Source organism: Calditrichota bacterium, assembly GCA_014359355.1.
Lineage (GTDB): Bacteria > Zhuqueibacterota > Zhuqueibacteria > JANLFK01 > Oleimicrobiaceae > Oleimicrobium.
Window position 1 is genome coordinate 1 of record JACIZP010000190.1, and the last position, 16,712, is coordinate 16,712.

General features: G+C 62.8%; 17 protein-coding genes. All 17 read right to left on the bottom strand.

Annotation, left to right across the window (positions count from 1 at the left end):
* The coding region (gene gatB / locus H5U38_08395) for an Asp-tRNA(Asn)/Glu-tRNA(Gln) amidotransferase subunit GatB (protein ID MBC7187037.1) at positions 1–1,434 on the bottom strand (1,434 nt) is incomplete at its 3' end.
* A gap of 105 nt (positions 1,435–1,539) precedes the next feature.
* Positions 1,540–2,940 carry an Asp-tRNA(Asn)/Glu-tRNA(Gln) amidotransferase subunit GatA gene (gene gatA / locus H5U38_08400; GenBank protein ID MBC7187038.1) on the bottom strand — a complete coding sequence of 467 codons (1,401 nt, stop codon included), beginning with the start codon at positions 2,938–2,940 and terminating at the stop codon, positions 1,540–1,542.
* 51 nt (positions 2,941–2,991) lie between these two features.
* Positions 2,992–3,204 carry a twin-arginine translocase TatA/TatE family subunit gene (gene tatA, locus H5U38_08405; protein MBC7187039.1) on the bottom strand — a complete coding sequence of 71 codons (213 nt, stop codon included), beginning with the start codon at positions 3,202–3,204 and terminating at the stop codon, positions 2,992–2,994.
* Between the two features lie 76 nt (positions 3,205–3,280).
* On the bottom strand, positions 3,281–3,472 hold the full coding sequence (locus H5U38_08410) for a twin-arginine translocase TatA/TatE family subunit (GenBank protein ID MBC7187040.1): 192 nt from the start codon (positions 3,470–3,472) through the stop codon (positions 3,281–3,283).
* Positions 3,473–3,495: 23 nt separating this feature from the next.
* On the bottom strand, positions 3,496–3,762 hold the full coding sequence (locus H5U38_08415) for a DUF4321 domain-containing protein (GenBank protein MBC7187041.1): 267 nt from the start codon (positions 3,760–3,762) through the stop codon (positions 3,496–3,498).
* Positions 3,759–4,508, bottom strand: a complete 750-nt coding sequence (gene pssA, locus H5U38_08420; protein ID MBC7187042.1) for a CDP-diacylglycerol--serine O-phosphatidyltransferase — start codon at positions 4,506–4,508, stop codon at positions 3,759–3,761. The genes H5U38_08415 and pssA overlap by 4 nt, the downstream gene beginning before the upstream one ends.
* Entirely contained in the window at positions 4,501–5,148 is a 648-nt protein-coding gene (locus H5U38_08425; protein ID MBC7187043.1) for a phosphatidylserine decarboxylase, read from the bottom strand. The genes pssA and H5U38_08425 overlap by 8 nt, the downstream gene beginning before the upstream one ends.
* Positions 5,149–5,180: 32 nt before the next feature.
* A complete protein-coding gene (locus tag H5U38_08430; GenBank protein ID MBC7187044.1) occupies positions 5,181–5,885 on the bottom strand; it encodes a phosphoribosylaminoimidazolesuccinocarboxamide synthase in 705 nt (234 codons plus the stop codon).
* A 39-nt stretch (positions 5,886–5,924) separates the two neighbouring features.
* Positions 5,925–7,220, bottom strand: a complete 1,296-nt coding sequence (locus H5U38_08435) for an adenylosuccinate lyase (protein ID MBC7187045.1) — start codon at positions 7,218–7,220, stop codon at positions 5,925–5,927.
* Positions 7,221–7,233: 13 nt separating this feature from the next.
* Positions 7,234–8,442 (bottom strand): trypsin-like peptidase domain-containing protein, encoded by a 1,209-nt coding sequence (locus tag H5U38_08440; GenBank protein MBC7187046.1) that lies wholly within the window; start codon positions 8,440–8,442, stop codon positions 7,234–7,236.
* Between the two features lie 40 nt (positions 8,443–8,482).
* A complete protein-coding gene (locus tag H5U38_08445; protein ID MBC7187047.1) occupies positions 8,483–9,100 on the bottom strand; it encodes a SagB/ThcOx family dehydrogenase in 618 nt (205 codons plus the stop codon).
* Positions 9,101–9,157: 57 nt separating this feature from the next.
* On the bottom strand, positions 9,158–10,081 hold the full coding sequence (locus H5U38_08450; GenBank protein ID MBC7187048.1) for a cation transporter: 924 nt from the start codon (positions 10,079–10,081) through the stop codon (positions 9,158–9,160).
* Positions 10,078–10,956, bottom strand: coding sequence for a nitroreductase family protein (locus H5U38_08455; GenBank protein MBC7187049.1), 879 nt, complete (start codon positions 10,954–10,956; stop codon positions 10,078–10,080). The genes H5U38_08450 and H5U38_08455 overlap by 4 nt, the downstream gene beginning before the upstream one ends.
* Before the next feature lie 154 nt (positions 10,957–11,110).
* Positions 11,111–11,620 (bottom strand): nitroreductase family protein, encoded by a 510-nt coding sequence (locus tag H5U38_08460; GenBank protein ID MBC7187050.1) that lies wholly within the window; start codon positions 11,618–11,620, stop codon positions 11,111–11,113.
* 48 nt (positions 11,621–11,668) lie between these two features.
* On the bottom strand, positions 11,669–13,807 hold the full coding sequence (locus tag H5U38_08465; GenBank protein MBC7187051.1) for a hypothetical protein: 2,139 nt from the start codon (positions 13,805–13,807) through the stop codon (positions 11,669–11,671).
* An 87-nt stretch (positions 13,808–13,894) separates the two neighbouring features.
* Positions 13,895–15,364, bottom strand: a complete 1,470-nt coding sequence (locus H5U38_08470; GenBank protein ID MBC7187052.1) for a sodium/proline symporter — start codon at positions 15,362–15,364, stop codon at positions 13,895–13,897.
* A gap of 145 nt (positions 15,365–15,509) precedes the next feature.
* Complete coding sequence (locus H5U38_08475; protein ID MBC7187053.1) at positions 15,510–16,670, bottom strand: hypothetical protein; 1,161 nt, start codon at positions 16,668–16,670, stop codon at positions 15,510–15,512.
* Positions 16,671–16,712 lie beyond the last annotated feature (42 nt).

Below are 16,712 nucleotides of genomic sequence, written 5' to 3' on the forward strand. Positions count from 1 at the left end.
CGCCAAGCGCTCGTGGAGTAGCGCTCGCACCTCCAGCGGATCTGCCTGATTGGGCAATTTCTTCATTACTTCCCCCACGAAAAAACCGAGAAGCTGCCGTTTCCCCTGCTGATAGCGAGCCACAAGGGCGGGGTGTTTCGAAAGGACTTCTTCAACAGCCCGGCTCACCTCCCGCCTTGACAATGATGCCTCTCGAGCGGCAAGCAGCTCTTCCACAGGTCGGCCTGTGGCGACCATCGCCGAAAAAACCTGGCGGGCAGCGTGGTGGCTCAAGGCCCCATCGCGCACCCGCGCCAACAACTTGGCCAGGGAAAAGGCCGGTACTGGGAACTCTGCAATGGGAACCTGGAGTTCCTTAGCTGTTCGCGCCACCGTCTCCGTCACCCAATTACAGGCGAGTTGCGGCACTCCAACCGCCTTGGCCACCTCCTCGAAGTAGTCGGCCAGTCTGGGGTCCTCCGTGAGCAGGTAGGCTCGTTCTGGGGGGATGCCGTACTCTCGCTCCAAGCGGCGTTTGCGAGCCAGCGGCAGCTCAGGCAGGGCTCGCCTCAACTTTGCAATCCAACGTTCAGGGATGTGCACCGGGGGCAAATCGGGCTCAGGGGAATAGCGGTAGTCGTAGGCGTACTCCTTGTCGCGCATAGGGGCCACCGTCTGGGCTGCGGCGTCCCAGCACAGCGTCTGGTGGTTCACTGCCTCCCCTCGGCCGCGCAGGGCAAGCTGACGCGCGACCTCGGCCGCGAGCGCCCGCTCTAATGCGCGCAGAGAATTCAGATTCTTAATCTCGGTGGCAACGGCCTTGTCCAGGGCGCCCTTGCGACGGATGGACACATTGGCATCGCAGCGCAGGCTCCCGCGCTCCATGTGCCCATCGCTCTCGCCCAGGCAGCGTACCAGGCGACGCAGCTCCGCCACGAAGCAGGCCGCCTCTTGGGGCGAGTGCAGATCGGGCTCGGTCACAATTTCCACCAACGGCACGCCGCAGCGATTAAGGTCTACCAGCGTCTCGTCTTCGGCCACATAGGCCTCGGCGTGCACCAACCTGCCCGCATCCTCTTCAAGGTGGGCATGGCGTAGCCGGACGCTGTGTGGCGTCCGGTCCACTTCAAACTCCACGCGGCCGCCGCGACAGAGCGGCGTCCAGAATTGCGTGATCTGGTAGCCCTTGGGCAGGTCGGGGTAGAAGTAATGCTTGCGGGCAAAGCGACAGTGGCGGTCGATCTCGCAGCCCAAGGCAAGGCCCACGCGCAGGGCAAGCTCCAGGGCCCGTCGATTGAGCACGGGTAGCGCACCTGGCAGGCCCAGGCACACGGGGCAGACATGCGTGTTTGGGGGCGCGCCGAAGGCCGTGCTGCAGCCGCAGAAGAGCTTGCTGGCGGTGAGGAGCTGCACGTGCACCTCCAGCCCGATGACTGGCTCGAATGCTTCAGCCACGACTCTTACCCCCTGGCAGGTGGCCGGGCCGCCCTGGGAAGAACAAATCACTCCGCGCCGCTGGCCACGGTCTGCGATTCGGAGAGCGAGAATCGCCGCTGCTTTTCATCGTTGTGCCCAAGCGATTTCCACAGCGCGAGCAACGCGCAGCACCGTGCCCTCGTCGAACGGTCTGCCGATGATCTGCAGGCCGATCGGCAGCCCATTGGCGTCTCGCCCGCACGGCACCGAAATGGCAGGCAGACCGCACAGGCTGGCCGAGACCGTGTAGACGTCGGAAAGGTACATGGTGAGCGGATCCACCGTGCGCTCACCCATGCGGAAGGCCGTGGTCGGCGCAGTCGGCGTCACAATGCAGTCCACCTTTTCAAAAGACCGGGCAAAGTCCTGGGCGATCAGAGTGCGCACGCGCTGCGCCTTGTCATAGTAAGCCTGGTAGTGCCCAGCGGACAGAACAAAGCAGCCCAGCAGGATGCGGCGTTTGACCTCCGTGCCAAATCCGAGCGTGCGCGTGGCGGCGTACGTCTCGTCGAGGTCTTGCGCGGCAACGCGAGTGCCGTAGCGCATGCCGTCAAACCGCGCCAGGTTGGACGACGCCTCGGCCGTGCAGGTCACGTAGTAGGTCGCCACGGCGCAATCGGTGTGTGGCAGGCTGACTTCCTCCACGGCAGCACCCTGTCCCACAAGCTTCGCAAGGGTGGCGTCGACGGCGTCCCGAACCTCCGCAATGAGCGGTGGCTGAAAATACTCGACCGGCCGCCCGAGCCGCAGCTCCCTGACGCCATGATCGAGTTCCCTTTGCCAGTCCGGAACGGGCAGCCTGCTCGAGGTGGCGTCATGGGGGTCGTGCCCGGCAATGACCTGCAGCAACAAGGCGCAGTCCCGCACCGAGTGCGTCAGAGGGCCGATCTGGTCGAGGGACGAACCGAACGCCACCAGTCCGTAGCGCGACACGCGGCCGTAGGTGGGTTTGAGGCCTACGATGCCGCAAAAAGAGGCAGGCTGACGTACGGAGCCGCCGGTGTCGGAGCCCAAAGCAGCCAAGACTTCACGCGCCGCCACCGCCGCTGCGGAGCCGCTGGATGAACCTCCGGGCACGCGCTCCAGGCAGTGAGGGTTGCGCGTCGGCCCAAACTGGGACGACTCGCCGGAAGAGCCCATGGCGAACTCGTCCATGTTCGTCTTGCCAAGGAGGATTGCATCCTGACGCAGGAGACGCCTGATGACAGTGGCATGGAACGGCGCAACATAGTCCGCTAAGTGGCGGGAGGCGCAGGTGGTCTTCCACCCGCGGACATGGATGTTGTCTTTGACCCCGATAACGAGTCCGGCCAGCATTCCTGCGCGGCCGCGCGCTATGCGGGCATCCACGGCGTGGGCTTGCCGCAGGGCCTGTTCCGGGCAAATGCTCACAAAGGCATTGAGTGGGCTTTGCGCAACGCGCTGCAGGCAGGCACCAACCACCTCGACACAGGACACCTCGCGCCGAAGGAGGAGCGGCCGCAACGAGGCATAGTCACCCTGGAGCGGATCAGCCACCACGCAAACCGACACCGATCAGTTGCGCCCGCCTTGATCCTCGGGAGGGGCACTGACTTTGCCTTTCCTCTGACTCTTGCCCTCGGGGGGCTCCTTCACCGCCCTGCGAAACTCGCGAATGCCTTTGCCCAAACCTTGCGCCAACTCTGGCAGCCGCTTTGCTCCAAAAAGCAGCAAGATGGCAAAGAATATGAGCAGAAGCTCCCACTGGCCAATCATTCCAGCCAACATACTGACCTCCGCATTTCTCTCAGGCGCCGGCCCTCGCGCGGTCGGCACCCACGGGATCGCAGCCGAGACAACTTCCTCAGCCCTGCAGCTCGTCATCCCGGTCGCTGATGTCGAGTTCCTGCCTCACTTCTTCCGCGGCCTTGCGGAACTCTTGCACGGCCTTGCCAAGCCCCCTGGCGAGCTCTGGCAGTCGTTTCGAGCCGAACAGAATCAAAACGGCCAGCATGATTACCATGAGCTCCCACGGCCCGATCGCTCCTCCGAGCACGGCTTTTCACCTCCCCGCTGAGCCTAGCGCACCAGCCGCAAGATGTAGGCGGCAATGATGACACCTATGACTCCACATGCATTGATGCTCAGGTGCAGGCCGAAGGTAAAGTGGAGCCATTCGGGACCGACGGTGGTTGGGCTCAGCGTGACAATGTTGGCGCTGCGCGTCAAGAACTCCTTGACGACCCCCTCCGGTACGACCATCCCCACAAGTTGCCCCAAAATACTCCCAATCACTGCCCCCAAGAGGAGGATAAGTGCGTAGAACCCCAGAGGCCGTCGTCTCATAGCGCTTCTCTCTTGCTTGCCTCAGCATCCTTGTCCCGGGCGGATTGCTCGCGTGGGCCGCTGTGGAGGCCGCGCACGATGCCCGAGACCACATAGACCATCATGAGCGGGAAGAACACATATCTGGGGAACAGAGGGATGAACACCAGGCCCAAAAGAAAGATGAGCAGGTTAACCGTATTCGCCGCACCGCGGTTGAACGCGAAATGGGGCATCCGGTCATAGGGAAGCCTGCTCACCATGAGCAGAGAGACCCCAGCTACCACGACGGGAAGTAGGCGCAGCCCGCCGATGACGTCTGGAAGCAGGGCATCCATCCAAATGAAGCCGCAAATGGTGAGCGTTGCCATAGGAGCCGGCAGTCCCACGTAGAAAGGGCTCCTGCCGGACATGCTCAACACGTTGAAACGCGCCAGCCGCAGGGCGGAGCAGAGTACGGGCAGAAAGCTGGTGGCCACGCCGGCCACGCCCAGCTTTTTGAGAAAGATTTCATACGCCAATACTCCTGGCAGCACGCCGAAGGAGATCACATCCGAAAGCGAGTCCAACTGGAGGCCAAAGTCGCTGGTCTGTCCGGAGCGGGCTGCGCGGGCAAACTTGCCGTCCAGGCCGTCGAAGATGGCTGCAACGAACACGAGCCACAGCGCCCGCTCCCACCAGCCGCGTGCCGCCGCAAGGATGGCCAAGAAGCCGCACAACATGTTGAGGGCGGTAAAGACATCCGCCAGCAAGGCCCGTTTATTCACGACCGATCCTCGCGATAACAGTTTCCCCCGCCCGTACCTTCTGGCCGAGCCGCACCTGCACGCTGGCGTCGCCCGGCACTGTCAGCTCGACGCGCGAGCCGAATCTGATGATGCCGATTCTTTGCCCTTTCTCGACGCACCACCCTTCGCGTGGATGGCAAACGACGCGGCGGGCAACTACGCCGGCAATCAGCTGCAGCAACACCTTATGCTGGCCGCCTTCGATGCCAAGCACCACCTGCTCGTTGAGCTGCCCGGCCTCCTCGCGCCGCGCCGGCGCGAAGCGTCCCTTTTGATAACGGAAGTACCCCACCCGCCCGGTAATGGGCGAGCGGATGACATGGACATCCAACAGCGAGAGGAAGACCGCGATGCGCCACACCTCCCCAGAGAGGAACTCCCGCGCCTCCTCCTTGAACACCACTACCACCCGGCCGTCGGCGGGGCTGAGCACAAGGCTCTCACCCAGGGGCGGATGACGCGGCGGATCGCGAAAAAAATACACCACGAGCCCCACCGCGAGCCACAACAGCGCAGTGAGCACAACCAGTCCCGGCGCGCCAGTCACCGCCGCGCCCGCAGTGACCACTAGCGCCATGAGGGCGCTGGCCAGCACGGTTCCTATGCCTTCTCTCGCCACCTGAATTCTCTCGCCGCGAGCCTTTGCTCAGCTCAACCCACGATGCGTTCGCACAACCTCTGGTACACTTCTTCAGCCTTGGCTGGGTTGCCCACAAGACGGTCGCGGTCCAGCTGCTCGCCGGAGAGCAAATCCTGGAGGCGGCAGGTGTCCAGAGAGACTTCATCGCCAAGGAGGACCTTCCCCTTGGCCCGCCCAAATTCGAGCTTGATCTCCATCAGTTTCAGATTGCGCCGGAGGAAAAAGTCCTTGAGCACCGCATTGATCTTGACCGCAGTGCGACGAATGAGCGCAAGGTCGCCCGCCGAGGCGTGACCGAAGGCAACCACATGGTCTTCGTTGATCATTGGGTCGTGGCGTTCGTCGTCCTTCAGGTAGTACTCGACCACCGGCTGGGACAAGTCCTGGCCCTCCTCGACGCCGAAGCGCTCCGCCAGACCGCCTGTGGCGACATTGCGCACCACCACTTCCACCGGGATGATGTCCAACCGTCTCACCACCATCTCCGTGTCAGAGAGCTGCCTGACGAAGTGGGTGGGTACGTGATAGCTCTCCAGGTAGCGGAAGAGGTGCGTAGAGACACGGTTGTTCACCGTCCCTTTGCCCTTAATGGTCGCGGTCTTTTCGCCATTGGCGGCCACCCCCTCGTGCTTGAACTCCTGAATCAGCAAATCGGGGTTATCCGTGGTGTAAAGGCGTTTGGTCTTGCCTTCGTAGAGCTTCTTGTCTCTCTTCAATGCATCCTCCTCGTTCGCGCTTGTACCCCGCGCTGTGGCTCACTCCAGCCCCGCGCGGGCGAAGATATGGTCCACATGACGGAGGCTATGGTTGAGATCGAAGCACCTTTCCACCTCCTCTTCAGAGAGAACGCTGCGTACTTGCGGGTCATCAAGGATCAGGCGGCGGAAATCGCCCCCGGTACGCCAGGCGGTCATGGCATTCGTTTGCACCCACTGGTAGGCTTGTTCCCGCGATACCCCTTTGTTGACCAAGGCAAGCAGCAAGGCCTGCGAGAAGATCAAGCCCCCGGTCTTGTGCAGATTGGCCAACATGTTCTCCGGGTAGACAACCAACCGGTCTACGATGTCCGTGAAGGTGGCGAGCATGTAGTCCAAAATGATCGTGCTGTCCGGAATGATGACGCGCTCGACACTGGAATGGCTGATATCGCGCTCGTGCCAGAGCGGCACATTTTCCAAAGCAGCCAGCGCATTGCCGCGCACGATGCGCGCCATGCCGGCAATGCGCTCGCAGGTGATTGGGTTCCGCTTGTGCGGCATGGCGGACGAACCCTTCTGGCCCGGGGAAAAGTATTCCTCTGCCTCAAGGATCTCCGTGCGCTGCAGGTTGCGCACCTCCACGGCGAACTTTTCCAGCGACGAGGCGATGAGGGCCAAAGTGCAAAGATACTCGGCATGCACGTCGCGCTGGACGATTTGCGTCGACACGGGGGCAGGGCGAAGGCCCAGCCTCGCGCACACTAACTCCTCGACCCGCGGGTCAAGGTAGGCAAAGGTACCCACCGCACCGGAAATTTTGCCCACCGACACGGCCTCGACCGCCTGTTCCAGGCGGAGCTGCGCCCTGCCGAGCTCGTCGTACCACATGGCCAACTTGAGCCCGAAGGTGATGGGCTCAGCGTGGACTCCATGGGTTCGGCCAATGCACGGGGTGTGCTTGAATTCCAGCGCCCGCTTGCGCACTGCTGCCCGCAAACCTGTCAAGTCCTCCAGGAGGACCTTGCCGGCCTCGCGCATGAGCAGCGCCAGCGAGGTGTCCAGAAGGTCCGAGGAGGTGAGGCCCAGGTGCAGGTAGCGAGCCTCCTCGCCGACATACTCCCCAACGTTTGTGAGGAAGGCTATCACATCGTGCTTGACGGTCTGCTCGATCTCATTGATGCGGGCCACGTCGAACCGCCCTTTGCTGCGGATGGCCTGTGCCGCTGCAGGTGGAATCTGACCCAACTCGGCCATGACCTCGCAGACCACCGTCTCCACTTCCAGCCAGGTGGCGAAGCGGTGTTCGTCGCTCCAGATGGCGCCCATGCGCGGGCGGGTGTAGCGGGCAATCATTCACGCCTCCTTGTCAGCGCGGCGGCCGCTCGAGTCTCACCTCGGCATCAAAAGTCCGGCCTTGGCGGTAGACCTTCAGGCGCAGCTTGTCACCGGGGCGGAGGTCCTGTTCGCTGATTAGCGACATGATTTGGTCTGGGGTTCGCACCGCCTTGCCGTTCACCTCCAGGATGACGTCTCCTGGTTTGAGGCCAGCGCGTTCGCCTGGGCTGTTGTTGGCCACATCGGTCACCACCACCCCACGGCGCGCGCCGAGGCCTAACGCGAAGGCGACCATGCTGCTGATTTCGTCCACCTCCAGGCCCGTCCAAAACTCGCGGTCCACGCGCCCCTTGTCGCGCAGCTCGCGCACGATCCTTTTGACCGTATTGACCGGAATGGCGAAGCCGATGCCGATGTTGCCGCTCATGTCACGGCTGCCGGAGATGATCCAGGTGTTCATGCCGATCACTTCGCCGAGGCTGTTCAGCAAGGGTCCGCCACTGTTGCCGCCGTTGATCTGCGCATCGGTCTGGATCATGTCCTGGTACACCCGGCCATTCTGCTCGCCAAAGTCCATGTTGACGTTGGACACGACCCCGACGTTCACACTGGGCTCGGAGTTGATGTTGAAGAGGCCGAAAGGATTGCCCAGGGCGATCACCCACTCGCCGCGGATGACGTCGTCGGAATCGCCCAAGCTCACGGTGGGCAGGTCCTTGCCATCGATCTTCAGCAGCGCGATGTCGGTGATGAAATCGCTGCCCACCACCTGTGCCTTGTACTGCTTGCCGCCCCACAGGGTGACAACGATTTCCACGGCATTGTGTACCACATGCTCGTTGGTGACGATGTAGCCGTCCGGCGAGATGATAAAGCCGGAACCGAGGCTCTGCACCCGCTCCCGGTAGCGGCGCGGATAGAAAAAGTCCCAGAAGGGGTCATCCATGAACAGGCCCCCGCGCTGGTACTCCCGCACCTGAATCACGTTGATGCCTACGACCGCAGGGCTGGCCTTCGCCACTGCCTTGGTGATGGCGTTCTCGCGGGAGGCGGTGATCTGCCACTGGCGGCGCAGCGCTGCCGAGTCGACCTCGCTCGTCACCTGTGCCGCTGTCTGCGCCACCTCCAAAGCGGGCGTAGAATTGCCCATGGAACGCTCCTGCCCACAGTGTGAGACGAGCACCGTGGCGGCGGCAAAGCCGGCCACAAACATTGCAAAACCACGCGCCAACCTGCCCATGGTTGCCTTCTCCTTCTGGCTGGGCAGAGCCCAGGAGAGCCTATTCTTTCGGGTACCCCACCGTTTGCGCCAAAACCACTTTTTGCGTGGGCCGAAGTCCCATCTTCTCTGCCAAGGCTGGCTTGTCCACCATGTTGCGCACCACCGTGGCAAGCCCCTCCGAGGCACAGAAAAGGTAGACGTTTTGGCTGATGTAGCCAGTGTCCGTGGCAGAGTAAAAATCCTTCGCCTCGGTGGGGATATTTCCCATCTTGTCATAGTCAGACACGAAGATGAGATTGACCGGCGCCTCGGCAACAAACGCCTGTCGACCGGTAGCGGCCCGCAAGTCCTGCATCAACACCGGCTCCAGGACATGCTCCTTGGCATTGTACAGGTACAGGCCCTCCGCCAGCGCCACATAGACGTCGATCTCTTGCATGTTCCGTGCCGTTGGCGCCGTCCGTTTACCGGACTCTGGACGATTCACCCCGCACGCCGCCCACAGCAAGTTGGACAGGACCTGCAAGGGGAGCGGTTTGCTGCTGAAGGCGCGGGAGCTACACCGCGCCTTGAGCGCTGCCATGAGTGGCATGCCCCCTTCCGTTTGCGGCGGCGGGAGCTTGATCACCGTGCCTCCCTGTTCGGCGGCAACAACCGTCGCTATGATCCCCACCATTGCCGTTGCCATGAGCTTCACCAACAGCCTGTCCATGGTACGCCCTCCTCAGTAGAGTCAACTCTGCTCGTCTGGATGTTCCGGTGATGGCTCTACATGCACGATGACCTGACTGACCTGAGGGTTCTGCTGCACAACACGCTGGCGCACGGAGCGAGCGATGTCGTGCCCCTGGCTGACCGTGAGCTGGGGGTCGACCTGGACGTGGACGTCCATCTCCACCATGTCGCCCACACGCCGCGCGCGAATGCCATGGAAGCTGCGCACCCCTGCCGTCTGCGCCACGGCCTTTCTGATGCTCTCCAGCGTCACGTCATCTGGCGCGCGGTCCATCAAGTCGCTGCCGCTGCTCCAGATGATCTTGGCGGCCATCACCACCAGGAAGGCCGCAAGCACCAGCGCCGTCACGTGGTCGACGAATGCCCAGCTTGGCCCTCCAAAGGTCACCACGGCGAGCCCCAGGGCGGCAGTAGCCGACGCCCAGGCGTCGCTACGATGATGCCAGGCATTAGCCACCAGCGAGCTGTCCGACACTCTTATCCCCACGCGCTTCGTGAGCTGGTAGAGCAGCTCCTTGACCGGCACCGAGGCAGCAGCGATAATGAAGGGGATCAACCCCTCCACGGCACTGTGCTCCTCCCGCAAGGTGACCACGGCCGTGTAGCCGATCCACCCGGCGGCCAGCAGAAGCGCTGCTCCCACAAATAGGGTCACCAAGGTGGTCGCCCGCCGATGGCCATAGTTGTGCGCCTCGTCGGCCGGTTTGCGTGACACTCTCAGACCGGCCAGCACCGCCACGTCAGTGGCCATGTCCGAAATGCTGTGCAACCCGTCCGCCAAGATCGCCTGACTGCGGAACAAGAGTCCCGCCACAATCTTGGCGGCCGAAAAGAAGCAGTTGGTGCCCAGGCCCAGCCAGGTGACCCCGGATGGAGTGGTCAGCTGCCCCCAGGCACTGGTCTTGTGCGTTTGTCGTGTCATCGCGTGACTCCCGAAGCACAGGGAATTGCGTCCGCTGGGCACCAAGAAGCTATGTAGTGCAACGTCCCCGGCAATGGCGCGGTGGACAACCTCTGCCACCGACCGCGTAGCCCCATCTCCTGCGCCGCGAGAGCAAAATGGCAGAGGGCAATTCCCATGTCTACCCGCTGCAGGTCGACCGCTCCTGGCACCCGATAGCCACGAGTCCGCTGCAAAAAGAAGTGAAACGCGCCCTGCTCCCCGTCCCACACGACCCGCCACGGCTGGCGATTGGAAGCCCATGGCGCCAGGCGTACCATCTCCAGAGGGGTCGCGAAGGGTCCTGCTTCCTCAGGCGTCAGGGGTTGCGCGAGCGTGCCCGCAAAGAAGAGCTCCTGCCAGGGCTTGCGCGTCGCCGACTTGGCCACTGCCCTGAAGGCCACATCGAGCATACTGCGGCGCTCGTCTGGGTGACCCACCGGGCTCACTGCAGGCAGCAGCTCATCCTCAGCCAGGCGCAGCGCTGCGGCGAAGGAGCTTCGCTTGAAAGTGCCGCCCAGCCAGCAGGTGCCCAAGCCCAATTCCGTGGCTTTGAGCACGGCCGCTTCAAACACAAACCCGAAATCCTCCAGATCCATGGCGCTGCGCCGCACCGCGCCAAGCAGAAAGCCTCGCGCCCCACGAATTACTCCATAGGTGCCAAGTCGCGCCCCGATCCTCTGGCCTTCCCCAAGTTCAAGCAGGCCAAGGCGCACCGAGCTACCGAATGGCCCGGGGATTGGCTGCTCGAGATAGCGTAAAAGCGCCTCGCGCGTCTCGTGCTCTATGCCCCGCCTGGCAAAGGTCCGACACGAACGGCGCGTCCTTATCAGCTCTGTGACTGGCCGCTGGAACATCAAGGCTCCAGAGCCATTTTCCCAAGGGGACCTGGCATCGCACCTTTCTGCCACAAAGGACGCGTAAAGATAGCAAAACTTCCCATCATTTTCAATCACCTTCTTGCACAACGGCCTGTGCGGAGGCGCCGCAGGCGGCTTCCGGCAAACTCCCCTACCAGCGCTCGTAGTGGACGCGCCCTTCCTTGTACCTCTCTTTTCCGCCAATCGGCTCGGCCGGATAGCCAAGGGCCACGATGCACAAGGGGATCACCTCGTCGGGCAAGCCGAATAGCTCGCGCACCCCAGCCACGCGCTCTTCGCGCGGATAGACGCCAACCCACACGCCGCCCAGTCCCATGGCGTGCGCGGCCAGCAGCAGATTCTCCGTGGCCGCAGAGCAGTCCTGCACCCAATAGCCGGGGTGCAGCTCAAGGCGGAGGTCTGCGCAGACGACGATGGCCAAAGGCGCATGGGCGAGCATCTTGCCATGGGGCAACAGTTCGGCGAGAGCCTCGAGCGTGCCCCGCGCCCGCACGACCACAAAGTGCCAAGGCTGCTGGTTGCCAGCAGATGGTGCAGACATGGCGGCAACCAACAGCTTCCTGACCAATTCAGGGGAAACCGGAAGGGAAGTGAAGGCGCGCACACTCCGCCTGGTCACTATCGCATCGTATGCCTCCATAACGCCTCCTCGTCTCTCAGCCAAGCTGGTTCCCCGTACACAACCGCTCTACGCCATAAGCAGCGCACCTGTGCGGGCGTCCAGGATTGCCGTTCCGGGGCTGGGCAAGTCGATGGTAAGCGAAGTGCCATCTTTGAGCCGCACCGCGCGCCTCCCCCCTTCTTTGCTGTGCATACAAAGCAGGCCATGTCCGGCGTAGAACACATCGCCACCCCCGCCGTAAATGTGGGCACCCGCCTCCGCCAGCAACTTCCTCATGAGCGATGCGCTGGTGATGGGCAACGCACAGTACCAGCGCACACTTTCCGCCCCCTGTTTGCGCACAAAAGCAGGCTCAAGACTGTCGGCCATCACCCCGAGCGTCTGCACCTGGGGGTCGTCGACAACGAAGAGCGGCCGCACCGCCTCCACGCTCAGCCGCACCCGCTCTGCGGGCCAGCCGGGATGAACGACAATCAGCTCCGGTTGGGCCTCGCTTTCTCGCAGCGCCATTCCTGTCACCTCGCGCACGTGACCGATGCTGAGCGTGCTGCCGTCGCAATAACCTGGCGCGTAGAAAAAGACCACACTGCGGCCATCTCTTGCCACGCGCTCGTTGATGAACTCGCGCTCGCCTTTGTTCAGCACAAACAGGTTGGCAAAGACCACCACGCGATACTTGGCCAGGTCCACCTGGCGCAGGTCCGCGCGATGGATCTGATCACACACTGCACCGCTGAGGTGAATGGCCAGCGTCGTCTCGTCCATGAGGGTCTGGCTGACCGGGTCGGCCTGCGGCGTGGTGGCAAGGTAGTAAAAGGCCTCGGTGTCATAGACCACCAGCACGTCGGCGTCGCTGTCAAAGTCCTCCTCGAGGCGCGACGCGTAAAGCTGATGCAACCTCTTCAGCTCCTCGGCCAGCAGCGGGTGGTCCCACCAGCCCGTATTGGCAAAGCCCACCCCAAAGTCGTAAAGCCACAAACCATGTCCGCGCGTGAGGGTGGCAGCCAAGTTCCGCCGCAGCAGCGCAACGCTCGCCTCGCCCGACCCCCGATAACCAGGCGCCAGCGGATCCCAGATGAGGTCGGGCTTCTGGTCCATTTCGTCCAGCCACAGCTTGCCGTGCAGGCGGCAGCTTTCCAGCAGGCTGCGCGAGCGATAGGCGCCGCCCGGCTCGGTGGAGAAGGGGAAATAGCACTGCGGCCCGCTCAGATAGTCCACCCAGGGTGAGCTCAGCAATTGCCCAAGCTCCAAATGACCACCCGCTGCCTGGCGCCCGAACATTGGGAACAGATAACCGTAGAACGTTCCGGTGACTAATGGGCGTGGCCAATTCTGCTTGGCCAAGCGGCAGAAATGGACAATCGTCTCAACGACTAACTCCTGCTGGCAGCGATAGTAATCGATGACCCAACGCTCCTCTGCAGGCGACCGGAAAAGACCCGCTTTGGTCTGAGCGCGCACCTCGTAACCAGGCACCCGAGCAGAATCAAGGCTCACACGCCTGGAGCGCCATGCCGCACGCAAGGCCTGGTCAGTGCCATATCTTCCCTTCAGCCAGGTGCGAAAGTGCGCGGTCATCGCCGGGCCAATGTCCGGCTCATTCCGGAAAAAGCCCCAGTAGTGCCATTCGCCGTACACGCCGCAGGCCATGTGCAACCCGGCCAGGGCGTTGCCTTCGTCGGTAGCAGCCAGCTCTTGGCAAAACTGGACTACCTTCTCGCTCGCCTCTTGCCGCCACCTGTGCGAGGCCAAACTCACGCGATTGACCGGACTGTTGTCGTACTCGATGATGCGGTGGAAGCCTGCCTCGTCCTCAACGGTGACAGGCACGTCGGCATACTGCGTCCACTCTTCCGGGTGAGCCTTTGTCCACCAGCGGGGCGCGTTCACGTGCAGGCGAATAAACACCGCCGCCCCGGGACAAGCATCGAGCACGCCCTTTATCTGCCGCCGCGCCAGGTTCAGATCAAAGCGCCCGTTCTCGAACCACAGGTGCTCCAGGAAGAGATCCACCTGGAACAACCGAAAGCCCAAGTTGGCGAACAGCCTGAGGTTGTGCTGCGGCACTTCCTCCCAACTCCAACGTCCACCGGGCACGTCGGTCAGGGCGTAGAGCAGCGGCGGCTGGGGCTTGTCGTTGATGAAGAGTGTCGGCTTCCCGCGATGAAGCTTGATTGTGGAAGAAAGAGGCCCCTCAGATGCCATGCTCACTCCGCTCTTGGGCAGCCTGTTCCTTGCCTTCCTGGCATCCGGCCGGCAAGAGCAACCTCGGGAGATCTGCGGTCGGACCACTCATGCCGCCTTCTGAGGACTCGTTGCCGGTGGGACGAAGAGCGAAGCCAGCGCTGCCACCGTCGCGGCGACGGCGAAGGTCATGACCCGCGACGTGATGATCCCCTCCATACCGGTGCGTATCCACACCACGGTGAACACCAACCCGGCCACCATGGTAATGAGCGCCGCCCGTGCATGGAAGCGCTCGCTCAGCAAAGTAGCCAGGACCACCACTGAAAACGTGCCCCCGACCCCTGCCCACACATAGCCCACCAAATCGTAGATGAGGGTGCTGGGCGTGAGGTAGGCGACTACCAGCGCGATAGCCGCCAGGCAGCCGGTCACCAGCCGCGCCTGGCGGAGCGACCCTGCCTCGCCCGCTGAGCTCTTCCTGGACAGAGGCCCCAAGAGATTCTCCGACAGCTCGGTGGAAGCCACGACCAACAAAGAGTCTGCGGTGGAAATCATCGCCGCCACTGCCCCAACCGTCAGCAGCGCGGCCAGTGGTGCCGGCAGAATGGCCCGCAACACCGCGGGCATCACATACTCCGGGTCGGCCAGACCCTTGGGCCCGAAAAGTGCCAGGCCGACCCAGCCAAGGCTGAGGGCCCCGGCATAGGCGAGGAGCGTCCAGACCAGCCCCACCCACCTGGCGCGACGGGCCTGGGCGGCGTCGCGAATGGCCATGAAGCGGAGGCTGAGCTGGGGCATCCCTCCAAGGTAGCCGAAAAACCAGGACAGGCCACCCACAATTGCCACACCAGCGGCAAAACCACCCGCCGCGCCAGTCAGTGAGCCGAATCCCCCGCCTGCCTTGCTCAGGGCAGCCGGAATGGTAGAGGCGAAAACCCCTGGCCGCCCCGAGATAGCTACTATGCCCACCACCGGCCCAATGACCAAGGTGCCAATCATCAAGAGCGCCTGCACGACGTCGGTGTAGACGACACTGCGGAAACCTCCATACACGCAATAAGGGGTGATGACCAGGGCCGTGATCAGCATCCCCCATCGTGGGTCGAGATGGAAAAGGGTGAAGAGGACCTTGCCACCGCCCAAGAACTGTGCGCCCACGTAGAAGAAGAAAAAGAAGACAATGGTAAGGCTTGCCACCGCGCGGATGCTCCCCTGCAAAGAGCCGTGGCGGCGCGCCAGGTAGTCGGCAAAGGTGCGTGCCTGGTACGTCTCCGCCTCAGCACGCAGGCGCCAGGAGAGCGCCATCCATGCCACCAGGATCCCGGCGACGCAGCCCACGGCCGTCCAAATGCTCGTCAAACCCTGCGCGTAGGCAAAGCCAGGCAGGCCAAGCAGCGCCCAGGAGGACTCACCCGTGGCCCGCTCCGAAAGTGCAGCCACCCATCCGGGCAGACGGCGCCCGCCAATGGTAAAGTCCAGCCCGGTCTTCACCTTCCGTCCCTGGTACACCCCCCACGCCACAAGAAAGATCAGATAGAGGACAAAGACTGCCACCATCTGCGCCTGAGCTGTCATATGGCCTCCAGTCCAGACGTTCGGCTCGGTACCCCGTGCCGGGTTGCGCCCGTGCGACGAAGCACTGCTGCAGGCTCAACCACTGGCGCCACCCTGGGGCAGCAGACCCTGGACGTCCAACGCGCGCGACAATCTACCTCTGCCCCTACGTCGGTGCCTGAGGATGAATGCCTTGCTCGTTTATGCCGCGCACATAGTAGTCCGGGTCATCCAAGAAGCTGAGGAAGATGACGATGAACGCCAGGGCCGCCTCGATCATCAGCGGCTTGTCCTGGTAAAGGTCCCTGAGCTTCTCATCGAGGGAGCGCCGGTCGGAGTCGCCGAACCGAGACATGAATAGCCCGTCCAACCGCGAACCGGGCATGGGGAGCGTCACCGCATCGATTCCCCCATGCTGCACATAGTCCATCGTCTCCATCATCAGCCTCCGCACCTCGGGCACCGAGGTCTGGTGGTAGGCGATGATGTGCAGGATGATGCGCTGCGCCTCCTTCATGCTGGCGTGCGCGAGGTTGTCGAACAACTGACGCGCCGGCTCGTCGTCCCGGCACATGCCCCGCTGACGCAAGATGGACATGAGCACCGTGTTCTTGAACAGCTGATAGAGACGTTGCGCGCCGTTGAGCGCCGAGGGCGGCGGGTGAGGTTCTTGGGGGTGATAGCCGCGGTAGTAGTTGGCAAAAAGGAGTTGAAACACTGTCTCGAAAAAGTCGACCTCTTCCAGGGGATCGTCCACGTCGATGCGCATGTCCAAGGTGTTATCCAGGCGATCCACCAACTTGATGCGGATCACCTCCGGGGTGGCTGCGGCCTCGGTGAGCATCCGTCCCACGTACTGATAGTAGCTCTCCGAGGGCCTCCTGGTCAGCCAGTGAAGCCGCTCCATGAGGAACCACCGGTCTACCTCAGGGAGGAAGCCGATGAGCTCCTGGAATTCTCGATCCAACTCCGCCCATTCGGTGGCAGCGAACTGTTCGGGGCTCACGTCCTCGAACCGATCGTGCAAAAGGACCGTGCTCAAGTCCAACACGTTCGGCCTTTCCAGCACGCGCGCCAGCATTGCCGCCGCGCGGAGAGGATGGATGATCATGGGTGAGCCAAGCCGGCGCCGCTGCTGGCCGTACATGCGGCACAGGGCGTCCAACAGCGCGCGTAGAACGTCGCGGCCAGCGGCGTCCATCTGTTTCTTGCCGAGAATGGTACGCAACACGGCGTTCCAATTCGGTCCACGAGCGGTGAGCTGGTAGTTCAATACCGCCGAGAGCTTGAAGAACTCTGTCAGGTCGTGGAGTTCCGGGACGGCCATGCGTTGCCTCTTCGCCTCCGCTTCCGGCCTCTCACCGCATCC